This is a genomic window from Geobacillus zalihae NBRC 101842, assembly GCF_001544135.1.
GTDB classification, from domain to species: Bacteria; Bacillota; Bacilli; order Bacillales; family Anoxybacillaceae; genus Geobacillus; species Geobacillus zalihae.
The window spans coordinates 1-12,531 of record NZ_BCPV01000022.1; the positions used below are offsets into that span (position 1 = coordinate 1).

Annotated in this window: 13 protein-coding genes; 4 read left to right on the forward strand and 9 right to left on the reverse strand. The window is 54.5% G+C overall.

Annotated features, from left to right (window positions below; genetic code table 11):
- The 6 genes from GZ1_RS07970 to GZ1_RS08000 form a co-directional block, all read right to left on the reverse strand.
- A partial coding sequence (locus GZ1_RS07970; RefSeq protein ID WP_157074363.1) for a (Fe-S)-binding protein occupies positions 1-1,090 on the reverse strand: 1,090 nt, incomplete at its 3' end.
- Positions 1,090-2,412, reverse strand: coding sequence for an FAD-binding oxidoreductase (locus GZ1_RS07975; protein WP_060788278.1), 1,323 nt, complete (start codon positions 2,410-2,412; stop codon positions 1,090-1,092). The genes GZ1_RS07975 and GZ1_RS07970, both read right to left, overlap by 1 nt.
- Before the next feature lie 244 nt (positions 2,413-2,656).
- Positions 2,657-3,562, reverse strand: coding sequence for an NAD(P)-dependent oxidoreductase (locus GZ1_RS07985; RefSeq protein ID WP_060788279.1), 906 nt, complete (start codon positions 3,560-3,562; stop codon positions 2,657-2,659).
- Complete coding sequence (gene hyi, locus GZ1_RS07990) at positions 3,559-4,356, reverse strand: hydroxypyruvate isomerase (protein ID WP_083509287.1); 798 nt, start codon at positions 4,354-4,356, stop codon at positions 3,559-3,561. The genes GZ1_RS07985 and hyi overlap by 4 nt, the downstream gene beginning before the upstream one ends.
- 181 nt (positions 4,357-4,537) lie before the next feature.
- Positions 4,538-5,176, reverse strand: coding sequence for a Bax inhibitor-1/YccA family protein (locus tag GZ1_RS07995; protein WP_020755708.1), 639 nt, complete (start codon positions 5,174-5,176; stop codon positions 4,538-4,540).
- A gap of 48 nt (positions 5,177-5,224) precedes the next feature.
- Positions 5,225-6,358, reverse strand: coding sequence for an AbrB family transcriptional regulator (locus GZ1_RS08000; protein WP_020755709.1), 1,134 nt, complete (start codon positions 6,356-6,358; stop codon positions 5,225-5,227).
- A 152-nt stretch (positions 6,359-6,510) separates the two neighbouring features.
- Between GZ1_RS08000 and GZ1_RS19375 the strand changes: the two genes are divergently transcribed.
- On the forward strand, positions 6,511-6,894 hold the full coding sequence (locus GZ1_RS19375; RefSeq protein ID WP_015374709.1) for a hypothetical protein: 384 nt from the start codon (positions 6,511-6,513) through the stop codon (positions 6,892-6,894).
- On the opposite strand, the gene cysK is transcribed toward GZ1_RS19375, so the two are convergent.
- Positions 6,880-7,803: a cysteine synthase A gene (cysK, locus tag GZ1_RS08010; protein WP_033009303.1), complete on the reverse strand. Its 924-nt coding sequence runs from the start codon at positions 7,801-7,803 to the stop codon at positions 6,880-6,882. The two genes, GZ1_RS19375 and cysK, sit on opposite strands and share 15 nt — an antisense overlap.
- Positions 7,804-7,996: 193 nt before the next feature.
- On the opposite strand from cysK, the gene GZ1_RS08015 reads away from it, so the two are divergent.
- Together GZ1_RS08015 and GZ1_RS08020 are read left to right on the forward strand one after the other, a co-directional pair.
- Complete coding sequence (locus GZ1_RS08015; RefSeq protein ID WP_060788281.1) at positions 7,997-9,100, forward strand: histidine kinase N-terminal domain-containing protein; 1,104 nt, start codon at positions 7,997-7,999, stop codon at positions 9,098-9,100.
- Between the two features lie 38 nt (positions 9,101-9,138).
- The gene (locus tag GZ1_RS08020) at positions 9,139-9,501 is read left to right on the forward strand and encodes a hypothetical protein (RefSeq protein ID WP_060788282.1); all 363 of its coding nucleotides are present in this window, start codon (positions 9,139-9,141) and stop codon (positions 9,499-9,501) included.
- A gap of 74 nt (positions 9,502-9,575) precedes the next feature.
- Here the strand turns inward: GZ1_RS08020 and GZ1_RS19255 are convergent, their stop codons facing one another.
- Together GZ1_RS19255 and GZ1_RS08025 are read right to left on the reverse strand one after the other, a co-directional pair.
- The gene (locus GZ1_RS19255; protein WP_013145486.1) at positions 9,576-9,716 is read right to left on the reverse strand and encodes a hypothetical protein; all 141 of its coding nucleotides are present in this window, start codon (positions 9,714-9,716) and stop codon (positions 9,576-9,578) included.
- A gap of 302 nt (positions 9,717-10,018) precedes the next feature.
- Positions 10,019-10,561: a hypothetical protein gene (locus tag GZ1_RS08025; RefSeq protein WP_255211280.1), complete on the reverse strand. Its 543-nt coding sequence runs from the start codon at positions 10,559-10,561 to the stop codon at positions 10,019-10,021.
- A 457-nt stretch (positions 10,562-11,018) separates the two neighbouring features.
- Here GZ1_RS08025 and GZ1_RS08030 point away from each other — a divergent pair, with 457 nt between their 5' ends.
- Entirely contained in the window at positions 11,019-12,380 is a 1,362-nt protein-coding gene (locus tag GZ1_RS08030; RefSeq protein WP_060788283.1) for a S8 family peptidase, read from the forward strand.
- The last annotated feature ends 151 nt before the right edge of the window (positions 12,381-12,531 follow it).

Sequence of the window (12,531 nt, forward strand, 5' to 3'; positions counted from 1 at the left end):
CCCCCGGAATGCTTTCAATCAAAGCGCGCGGCTCTTGGCGGATGCCCTGGCCATGGGCCAAATGGCACGCATCATGGTAGGTGAGGCGCACGTTCAATTCCGCTTTCGGTGGTTTGAAGCCCGTGTCATGCAAAAATTTGGACACGTCCTCAACTTTGGCGGCAAATTGCTCCGCCTTTTCATGCCATTCCGGGTCATGGCGGAACAGTTCCGGATACTCTTTCAACATGCAGCCGCAGCCGGCGGCGTTAACGATGACATGGTCGACATCTTGAAACGCCTCAATATTTTGCTTGGCGAGCTTCCGGCCGGTTTCGCGGTCGCCGGCGTGAACGTGAAGCGCCCCGCAGCACGTCTGGTTCGGGACGATGACGACATCGTTGCCGTTATGGGTCAACACACGGATCGTCGCTTCGTTAATATCACTAAACATAACATCCATGACGCATCCGGTCAAAATCGCGACGATTCGCTTTGTTTCCCCCTTCGCCTTAATGAGCGGCTGATGTTTATACTTTCTCCGAACCGGCGTACCGACCGCTGGCAAAATCGCCTCCATCTCAGCCAAGTGATCGGGCATGACACGCAGCAGTCCGGTTTTGCGCGCCACCGTCTGCAAGCCGCTTTTTTGGTACCATTTCAGCAGGCGGCCGAGCCAATCGAGGCGCGACGGATGCGGAAAAATGCCTTTTAAGAAAACGTCGCTGACAAGCGCCTTCCAACCGGTGAGCGGAACCGCCTGGCGGAGCTGGCCGCGCACTTGTTCAATGAGCCCACCGACATCGACATCGGCCGGGCAAGCCGTCGTGCATGCACGGCAATCGAGGCACGTAAAAATCGGATCGAGCAAATCAGGCGTCAACTCAAGCTTCCCTTCGCCGACCGACTTCATCAAATGAACGCGGCCGCGCGGAGAGTGCTGTTCTTCACCCGTCTGTTCGTACGTCGGGCATGATTCTAAACACATGCCGCAATGAACGCAATCAGCCCACTTGCTCGGGTCCGGCAAATCGTGAAAACGATAGTTTCCAAGACTCGCGGTCGCACACGCCGGGCTGTCCGCCCGCTCATTGGTCATCGTGCTCATCATTAAATCCCCCCAATAAAGCGTTGATCGTTGACCGTTTTGTTCGGATCGATTTTTCGCTTAATGCCTTCGAGCAGGAAAAAGTACGACGGCTTTCCGCCCCAGACGTCGACGCGCTGGCGCAGCGAAAGCGGCAAATGTTTCACAATCGCGTAGCCGCCCAGGCGAACCGCTGCCTGACGCAGCTCCTCTATTGCCGCCAACACTCCTTCTTCACTCCCATGTACATACGCCTGACAAAGCCCGTGGCCCAATCCGCCGTGCGCCTCGATGCGGACATGGCAACGGTCAGCGATTAAAACGCTTTCACGCAAGACCGAAAGCACATCCAAGTTGACAACCCCGATTTTCACTGCCGCTTCAACACTGTTTTCCGCCTGCTCCAGACGCCCGTTCGGTGCAATCGTGTAAAACGTCCGCCAAAACGCCGCTGTCTCTTCGCCGGCTAAAATGGACATTTCCACCGCTTTCGGCCGCAGTCGTTCAACCCAATGCTCTTGGTAATGGACGGCGTTTTCCACATCTTCAAACCCGATCACAAGCGTATAAACCGGCCGTCCCGTCAGCCGCTCGGAAAGCGCCGGATTGAGCAGTTCAAAACAAATCGGCTCCATCATTGTATCAAGGAACGAAACGGCAAACGAGCGAATGTCATGAAGATCGCCGCTTGGGAACGACAGCAACACAACGCTTTCATATTTCGCGAGCGGTCGAAGCTTGAGCGTAATCTCGCTCAGCACCCCGAGCGTCCCCATCGCTCCAATGAACAGCTTGTTCATATCGTAGCCGGCGACGTTTTTCACGACTTTGCCGCCTGAACGGATGATCGTCCCATCTGGGTACACGATGCGCATCCCGATGACGGAATCGCGCGCCGACCCGTAGCCGAGCCGCTTCGGGCCGCTGTCATTCGCCGCAATCACCCCTCCGATCGTCGCTTCCTCCGGCCAAAACGGATCCAAGGCGACCTTTTGCCGATACGGGGCGAGCTCGCGCTGCAAATCGCCAAATTTCGTTCCTGCCTTGACGGTGACCGTCATATCAGCGGCCGCATGTTCGACGATGCCGGTATACTGTTCAAGCGACAACAAGATGTCCGCCTGTTCCCGCTGCCCGCCAAATCCCCGTTTTGTGCCGCGTCCAGCGATGACGACTTTTTTGCCATGGCGGTCGGCATAGCGGAGCACCGCAGCGATTTCTTCCTCTGCTCGCGGATAGACGGCCACCGCCCCATCATTGCCGAGGGGATGGAACGATTCATTCCGTTTGATCTGTTCTGGATGCAAAAACGCCTGCAGCTCCTCAATCCATGTCAATGAAAGCATGAGCGCCCTCCTTCGTTTCGTAATAAGAAACATCGTTTCTTTTTATCTGTAAAAAAAAGCGAACCGCTCGAACCGTTTTCTTTATCAGGCGGAGGGTGTCCCAAAAGAATCAGGACACCTTTTCTGATCACCGTCATATATACAAGTGATTTAGCGCAAAACAACCTTTGGAGCCAACCCTCCCTGCTACTTCTATTAAACCATCGCTCCTCCATTTTTTCAACGAATTTTTTGAATTTGACGATCATTTTGTCCATTCTGTCTCTTTTACCACCACCCCGACCTGCTGCTCGAGCGGCTGAATGACCGCGGCCATATCCAAGTCGGCAAGGCCTGCGGCGATCGCTGCGGCAAACGCTTTTTCCGCCTGCATGCCAAGACGGTGGCCAAGGCCGATCTCGTCCATCAACTCGTTCGCCAGGCGCACGTCCTTGTGCACATACTTCACCGCCCCGCCAGGAGTGAATTGACGCGGCAGCACGAACTGCTCCATATGGCGGCGCAGCATCCGGCTGTCTCCGTAGCTTTCTTTTAACAGCCGATACAGCTTCCCGGCATGAAGCCCATAAGCGACGCCAGCGACCATCGCTTCCGCCGCGGCGACGGAATGGACAGCGACTAAGTACTGGTTGATCACTTTTGCCGCGCTGCCGGCGCCGCTTTCTCCTAAATATTCAACCGTTTTTCCTAACACCCGAAGCAACGGGCGCACCTGCTCCCATGCTTCTTTCGCCCCGCCGACCATGATCGTCAGCGCCCCTTGCTCCGCCCCTTCCGGCCCGCCGCTTACCGGTGCGTCCAAATAGGCGACGCCGTGCTCATCGGCGCGCCGAGCGACAAACCGACTTGTTTTCGGACCGACGGTTGTAAAATCAAGGCAAATCGTCCCCGGACGGGCCGCGCTAAGGACGCCGCCTTCACCTGTATACACCTCGATGACATCATCCGGCATCGATAAGCACGTGCAAATGATATCCGCCTCACCAGCCAGCTCTGCCACTGTCGCCGCCTGTCGGGCGCCAAGGTTGACAAGCGGAACCGCTTTTTCTGTCGTGCGGTTGTACACCGTAACATTGAATCCCGCTTCAAGCAGCCGCTTCGCCATGCGCGATCCCATCACGCCCAATCCGATAAAGCCGACGCGCATCATCGTCCGCCTCCCCCTTTCATTCCACGGTATTCCTCATACCAGGCAAAACTTTCGCTGCTTTTCCCTGATGGAATGTACTCAAGTCCAATCGCTCCATTGTAGCCTTGCTCTTGCAAAAATGCGAAAATCTCGCGATACGGAAGCGCTCCCGTCCCCGGCTCATGCCGCCCGGGGGCATCGGCAAATTGCACATGGTCAATCAATGGTTCATAGGCCGCAAACGTCGCTGTCACATCGCGCCCAAGCCGCGCCATATGGTAGATGTCGTATTGCACTTTCACATTTGCCCTGCCAAGAGCGCGAATGATGGCCACGGCTTCATCAATATCCGTTAAAAAGTAGCCCGGCATATCGAACGGATTGATCGGTTCAATCGTCAGCGTCAAACCATGAACAGCAAGCGTTGCAGCCGCTTCGTCAATGCGGCGCATATACGTCTCCTTCGCCCGCTCGCGCGGCAAGTCCCTTGGCAACACTCCAGCCATGCAATGAAGACGCGGCGCGCCAAGCGCGAGCGCATAGCGCACCCCTTCCTCAAGCGCACGGCGGAAATCGTCATGACGGCCGGGAAGAATCGCCAGTCCGCGCTCCCCCTTTTCCCAATCGCCGGCCGGCAAGTTGATCGTAACGAGCGACAGCCCGTATTCCTCCAGTTCAGCGGCAACCGCCTCAGGCGCCGCAGCGTACGGAAACTGGCACTCAACGTGCGAAAACCCGTGCTGCTTCGCCTTGGCAAACCGGGCAAGAAACGGCGCTTCCGTGAAAATCGTCGAAACATTGACGGCAAACTTCATCATGAGGCCCCTTTCTTCTCCATTTCTTTCTTTTATTCGCCCCACCATTTGCCGATTCCTGCCTCACCGCGTTTCACCTTTCATGCCGTAAAAAAACAGCCGCACCATTTCGACTTGCCGCTTTGATCTGTGCCATCGTCATAGAAAAAGGGCTGCTCCTTTTGGCAGCCCTTTTTGGCACTCAATCCTCATCGCTGGCGAAAAAACGCAAAATGTAGACAAACAAATTGATGAAATCAAGGTAAATATTGACGACAATCATCGGGATATCCGCTTCCGTAAAGCCGTAGCGGGCCAAACGGTTGATGTCGTAAATCGTAAAGCCAAGGAAAATCAAAATCCCTAAAGCAGCGATGCCCATTTGCCCGACGCTGGAAAATGGAATGAACCATTGGATGATCAGCAAGCCAAGAAGCGCAAACGCGCCAAGCATCAAAAACCCGCCGAGGAACGAAAAATCTTCTTTCGTTCTCGCCGCGTAAATGGCAACGCCGGAAAACGAGACGACGGCCAGCGCAAACGCTTTGAACACCGCCGCTGCGCCGATGACGGACAAGTAATAGCCGATGAGCGGATAGAGCGTCGCCCCCGAGACAAACATAAACGCAAACATGAGCGGATAGCCGACCGCTTTTTTGCTGCGGGCGAAGATCATCACCAAAAGCAAAATGAGTTCCAAGCCATAGAGCGGCAAGTACATCCCGGCCGGCACCCATTGCCCGGCATACAGCCCTGCGGTCGCAACAGCCAGCGCCGCTAAAAAGGAAACCGCCAACTTCGCCACCGGGCTGTGCGGACGATAAACGGTCGAATGGTTCATGGCAACCCCCTCCTTTTTCTTTCTAGTTTAGCATATATTTGTTTCTTGTCACAGCCCTTTCTTTTGGATTGACGCAGACGGCATGACCCATCGTTCAATCGATCGAAACCAGCGGGCGGCAAACCATTTTTTCAGCACCGGCGGAACGACAAGCAAAATGAAAAAAATGCGGAACATTTGATAACTTGTCACAACAGCAAGATCGGCATGCGCTTCCCGCGCCAAAATCCCCATTTGATCCATACCCCCCGGCGCCAAAGCGATGAACGCTGTCAAATACGGCACGCCATGCAAAACCGTTAAGACAAATGCGGAAGCCATGGAAAACAAAATGAGCGCAAGGCCGGTGGCCATCGCGGCCAGCACCGCTCTTCCTTTTTCCGCGATGCGGGCCGGTTTCAGCATGACGCCTAGGTAAGCCCCCATCGCGATTTGCGCGATATCCAACAAAGGAGCAGGCAAAGGCGGCGCCGGCGCCCCGGCCATGACCAGAGCCGCTGTTCCGATGATCGGGCCGAGCAAATAGGCAGTCGGCAGTTTGATGCGTCTTCCGATGATCGCGCCGGCGACTGTGACGATCACATACAGCCAAACAAGACCAACGCTCCAATGCGCCTCTTGTCCGCTTTCTGCGCCCGTCCCTGCCTCAGCGCCGCCGGAAAAGAACGGGCTTAAGGCGATGAGGGGAACGAGAAATACAACGCCCATCAGGCGCATGACTTGAAAAAACGTGACAATCGTGGCATCGACACCGTCGAGCTCTTCGCCCAACACAAGCATTTGCGACAATCCGCCGGGGATGCTGCCGGTGACGACTGAACGGAGCGGAATCTTTGTCCATCTCGCGACAAGGCAAGAAACAAGGAAGCTAAACAGCAAAATCAACACCGTCGCCAGCAACATCACCGGCAATTGCCGGCCCATCTCCACAAGCGTTCCTGCCGTCATCGATGCCCCTAGCGTATAGCCGATCGGAATAAGCGCAGCGTTGCGAATGCCGACCGGCCAATACAACGCTCCCTTCCAAAAACGGCCGACCAAAAGCAACGCGGCGGCTGGGCCGAGCATCCAATGGAGTGGAATGCGGAACAAGGCGAAAATAAAGCCGCCGAGCGCCCCAATCACCAGCGTCAACGCGATGCGCGCCATGTTGTTCCACTTCTCTTGTCTTTTCGAGGCCAAGCGAACACCTTCTCTCTTCCTTTCACAACGACTTTCACCGAATCAACCATTCTCTGTGCTCTCCCTCATGCACATAGCGAAAGCCTTCAGCCGTCCATCGTCAATCTATAGTCAACACACAGCGATGAGACCGTGCCAACAAGAGGAAAAATATGAAAAAACAAAAAGGGTTATTGGTATCATATTGTCTGATTTATCAAAAATGGAGGAATTCGAAATGGTTCATGAAATCCGTCACTGTTTTTATCATTCCGACCATGACGCAGCGCTGCGCTCGTTCGATCTGCCAAAAGAACAGCAACGATTCACCGCACTCCCCGCTGAGGCGCTCAACGCATGCGCCAAGGAACCAGAAAGAAAGCCGATTGTTATCCTTCATCAAGAACGACCGGTCGGTTTTTTTGTTCTCCACACCGGCAAACGATCAAACAAAAGCATTCCTCTTTGTTTTGCAGAGAGGAATGCTTCACTTCCCAATGAAAGGCAAGAAATCCTCGCTTTTTTCGTCGATCGACGTCCGCTTAATCGGCGAATAAATCGGATGACAAATACCGCTCGCCGGAATCGGGCGCCATGCAAAGGACGCGTGCGCCTTTCGGGAGCTGTTTTGCCACTTTGATGGCGTAATAAGCGCTCGCCGCCGCTGAGGCGCCGACCAAAATGCCTTCCTTGGCCGCCAGTTGGCGCGCCATTTGCTGGGCATCCTCATCTTTGATCAAAAAAATGTCATCGTAAATCGAGCGGTTTAAAATTTTCGGGATAAACCCCGGACCCGTGCCGGGAATTTTGTGCGGCCCCGGCTTCCCGCCCGACAACACCGGCGAACCGTACGGTTCAACGACGTAAATGCGCAAATTTGGGATGCGCTTTTTCAGTTCCTCCCCTGTTCCCGTCACCGTCCCGCCGGTGCCGGCGGTGAGCACGAACGCATCGAGCCGCCCATCAAACGCCTCGTAAATTTCCACCGCCGTTGTATGGCGATGCGCATCCGGATTGGCCGAATTTTCAAACTGCATCGGAATGAAGCTGTCAGGGATTTCGCCAGCCAGCCGGTTCGCTTCATCAATTGCCCCTTGCATCCGCTTCTCCGCCGGCGTCAAATAAACTTCGGCTCCGTACGCCTTTAAAATTTTCACCCGCTCCACCGTCGCATTGTCGGGCATCGTGATGATGCAGCGATACCCGCGGGCGGCGCACACCATGGCCAACCCGATGCCGGTGTTGCCGGACGTCGGTTCGATGATCGTGCTTTTTCCAGGCGTAATTTTCCCTTCCGCCTCTGCCCGGCGGATCATTTCCCAAGCCGGCCGATCTTTGACGCTGCCGCCTGGGTTGAACGATTCGAGTTTTATATATACGTCCGCTCCCTCCCGATCCGGGAGACGGTTGAGCTTCACGATCGGCGTGCCACCGATCAAATCTAAAATCGAGTCATACAATTTCACGATCGTCCCCAACCTTTTGCAAAATATTTGTTCGTCCCATTCATTATAAATGATTTTTCCGTTTTTGTTCAAACCACCCGCCTTTTTCGCGGAAGGAAACTAGTTTTCTCGGATATGCAGCCATTTTCCCTCTGTTCTAGTTCGATGTTCCCAATTATAATAAAAATAAACGACAGAAAGCGAGGTGGCTTTGTTGGCATCTGCCGCACAGCAGCTTGTCACCCATTTGGAAACCCATTTGCCGGACTTCCTCGCCTATTGGCGGCAGCAAATGAAAATTGCCGACGATGACAAATATATCGACTGTGTCGAACAAAACGGCTTGGCGGTGTTCACCTTGGTCAAAGAGGCGCTGCTGCAGTCGCGGCCCGGCGAGATGGTTGAACGGCTGGCGAACAAAATCGCCAAAGAACGGGCGGAGATGAACGCCGGCATCGGCGCCCTTGTTTACAACGTAAACTTGGGACGGCGCCTGATCATCAACCATGCGTTGGCCGCACCGCTGTCCGTCGATGAGCTCGCCCCGCTCATTGACCATATGAACGAGTTGTTTGACCAGTTTTTGTTTCATGCGGTCACCAAATACAATGAGTTAAAAGAAAAGGAGCTGCATGAGAAAAATGCGCTCATTGCCCGGTCGCATCAAGACCGGCTGACGCTGCTCGGACAAATGTCATCGAGTTTTGTCCATGAGTTTCGCAATCCGCTTACGGCTATTATTGGTTTTATTCAATTATTGAAGTTTGAGCATCCGCATCTTCCTTATTTAGACATTATCGACCATGAGTTGCAGCAGCTGAAATTTCGCATTTCGCAATTTTTGCATGCCTCACGCAAAGAAATTGTTGAAAGCGAAAAAGAAACGTTTTCGCTGCGCCAGCTGTTGGAGGAAATTATCGAGTTTTTATACGCCACGATCGTCGACAGCGATGTCGACCTTTCGGTGGCGATCGATGAATCCATACATATATTTGCCTATAAAGATCAGCTGCGCCAGGTGCTGGTAAACATTTTGCTCAACTCGATCGAAGCGGTGAAAGAGAGGGAAAAACCGCGGCGGATCAACATCGACGCCCGTTGCCAAGACGGAAGCATCATCATCGAAATCGCCAACAACGGTCCGTCCATTCCGGCCGACATTGTGGAAACGATTTTCGAGCCGTTTTTTACGACAAAAAAACTCGGAACCGGCATCGGCCTGTACATTTGCAAAAAAGTGATTGAAGACCATGGCGGAGATATCCGCTGTTCATCGGATGAAGACATGACGACGTTTTCCATCCGCCTCCCTGCATAATGAACAGCGGAAATGGGCATGATGGATGAAAAAAGGTGATGCCGATGAAATCATTTTGGAAAGGCTGGTTGGAGCAGGCGGCAAGTGCCATCCGCGAATGGCTCGAGCGGGAAATGCATTCGTTCGCCGAACTCGCTGCGTTCATCCGCCATCATCCGGATACCGTTCGACAAGAACGCACATGGCTTGGCTTGACGTACCGGTTCTACTCGCTCACGATAAACGGAGTGTCATTGAAAATGGAAACGAAAGTCGCCCGCGAAGGCAAGGAGCGCATTCTCTTTTTATCGGTCCATGCTCCGCGTACGAAAGCCGCTGTCTACCGCGCCTATGACGAAGACAGTGATTTGGCGGACATCATCGCCACTCCGCCGCTGTCCCAAAAAACCGCACCGGTTTGACCACGGTGCGGTTTCTTCATCATCATTTCGCGAAAAAGCCCCGCTTCCAAGCGAAACGAAAGCAGGAAGAAATGTCAACCTTTCATGCCCTGCAGCCATTCTTGGTAACATTCCGGACAAAGCGTTTCTTCGCGTTCTTCGCCATTCGTATGGAACGATACGTAATGCACCTTGTCATCGCACTCGCACTGACAGTAAAAACATGTTTCGCTCATCGCTTTCCCTCCCTTGCCTATTAGTGTGAGCCGTCTTATAACAGCGTTGCAAGGGAACTATTCCCAGCGGCATGAGCGCAGAATAAACGACCGCACAATGCGGTCAGCGCGAGGTGAGCGACAACAAATAGTCCAATACCGCCTCTTGCTCTTCCTTCGTAAATCCGGCTTGACGGTCGATCCAATACCGGTGCCCGGCGCCGGTCACATGCACCGTCCGCAAGTCGGAGTCCTTGGCGTTGGCGGCGATGACGCGCTCGCGCCACGTCCGGTCGATCAGCGCCCGCAGACTGTTGCGCGCATCAGGGGCGATGCCTTTTTGAACGTGCTCGAAAGCCCGAACTCACCTTCGGCCCAACCGCCACGCCACCATCGTGCAAATACGAAGTGCTCCACGCCAGGCCGATGAGGCTCGGCACTTTATACCCGCCCGGTGAATCGCCATGAGCAAAGGAGAGCCGGATTTGTTCTCGGTCTAACTGATCAGTTGGCACTTTCAACACTTTCGCCCCTTTTGGAATCGGCACCGGCGTGTCAGGAGCGTACAACACCGGCTCTCCAAACACTTTTTCTGTTTTCTTCAGCGCTTTCGCCCGCGACGGCTCGGTGCCCACTACATCAGCAGCGATGACTCGGTTGTTCGTCAAATACGCCCCGGCATGGCAGCGGATGCAGCCGGCGCGGACAAACACCTCTCTTCCTCTCGCCGCCCGCTCCTCGCTGATCCGTTCATTTGGAGGCGGCGGATTGAGCGTATTTTGCCAAGCGGCCACGGCATTGTTTTGCTCATTGAACCGATAACCCGGCTCGCTGACGATCAACCCATCTCTGTTTGCTCGCTTCATACGGCGCAATATCGCTCCCATCCGGCACAAACGCATACTCGCCCCGGCGCAAAAGAAGAACGGCGCCGGCGGCTAAGAGAAGGAGAACAGTAACGCTTAGCACACTAGATGCAATCAAAACGTTTAACATATCTTGGACAGAAAAGCCGCTTATCTATTTTTCGACTGTCGAGGGCAAGCCACAGGCTTGCCCCCGTCACGCCTTGGCGTGGCGGAAGACTGAACAACCACCCGCTTCCTAGACCCATACATGAGGCTGAAAGCGGCGTTGTTCGGTCTCCCGACAGTCGATCAAATGCTCGGCAAAAGCCGCAAATGTGAAAACTTCAAATTGCATCTGTATGCAATCGGTCGGCCGCTGAAGAAGAAAATGGGATTTCACCATGGCAAAAGGTGAATCCCATTTTTCATGATTTGTCCGTCAATCGCCCATCCTAACAACAAGGAGGTGAACAGCGTGAAACGCCGATACCGAATATGGGCCGCGACCAGCGCGGTTGTTGCTCTACTCGTTGCCGCAGCCGCCTTGGGGCGACCGGCTCTAGAAGAAAACGCCCCGGCTCCACCACGGCTGAAGCCGTTTGACGCCGAGGTCGCACCCACCCATCCAACCGTTGTCGCCTTAGACAGCTTAAGCGCAGGCGAACAGCTGAAACAGCAGTTGAACAAGCACCCGCGCATTCGGGAAATCCTCCATAATCGCCGCGGTGACCGAAGCCATTATTTCGCCAATGAGATCGTCGTCCGCTTTCGGGCATTGCCATCGGAAAGCCGTCTTCAACAAATGGAGGCAGCCATCGCCGGCCAGCTCATCAAGCAGGTCGACCACGTGTTTGTATTCCGTTCGCGCGGGCAAACGTACGAAGAGATGCGCCGCTATTTCCGATCCCTTCCGATGGTTGATTATTGCGAACCGCACTACATTTACATGCAAAATGAGTGGAACAAGCCGGCGCTGATCCCGAACGATTCGTTTTACGCCCGCTACCAGTGGAACTTGCCGACCATTCATACTGAAGACGGCTGGACGTTGTCGCGCGGCAAACAAACCGTGCCTGTCGCCATCATTGACAGCGGGGTCGATTTGACCCATCCCGATTTAATCCGCCGCCTTGGTCCCGGATACAACGTATTGGCCGACGACCGCTCTCCGAATGACGAAAATGGCCATGGCACCCATGTCGCTGGCATTATCGCCTCACAGCCGAACAACGACGAAGGAGTCGCCGGCATAACATGGTTCAACCCGATCATGGCCGTCAAAGCATTAAATGCGGACGGCTATGGAACGAGCATCGACGTGGCGAAAGGCATCCGCTGGGCGGTCGACCACGGGGCAAAGGTCATCAATTTAAGCCTTGGCAACTACCAACCGTCCTCGGTGCTTGAAGAGGCGATCCGCTACGCCGACGCCCATGATGTCGTGCTTGTCGCCGCTTCCGGCAACGACAGCACATCACAGCCGAGCTTTCCGGCCGCGTATCCAGAAGTGATCAGTGTTGGCGCTGTCAATCCGGATCTTTCCTATGCACTTTATTCCAACTACGGCGACTATGTGGATGTCGTCGCGCCTGGAACGAACATTGCCAGCACGTTTGCCGGCCACCGGTACGCCGCCCTTTCCGGCACGTCGATGGCCGCGCCGCACGTCACCGCACTCGCCGCTTTGATCCGCTCCGTCAACCCGCGGCTTTCGAACGATGAAGTGCGCGACATTATTCTCGAAAGCGCTGATGACTTAGGCGAGAGAGGAAAAGATCCGTATTACGGCTATGGGCTGATTAACGTCTACCGCGCGCTCGAGCTGGCTAAGCGATAACCGATGCTCCTTCCGCCAATGATTGGGGAACTCGTCGCTGGGAAAGGTCAAACGGACAAAATTCTCATCTCCTGTGCGAACGATGTTAAAACTCCCCCACAGCATCAATCAGCAAACAGCCGGAAACGGCGCCTTCGGTGCCGCATTCCCA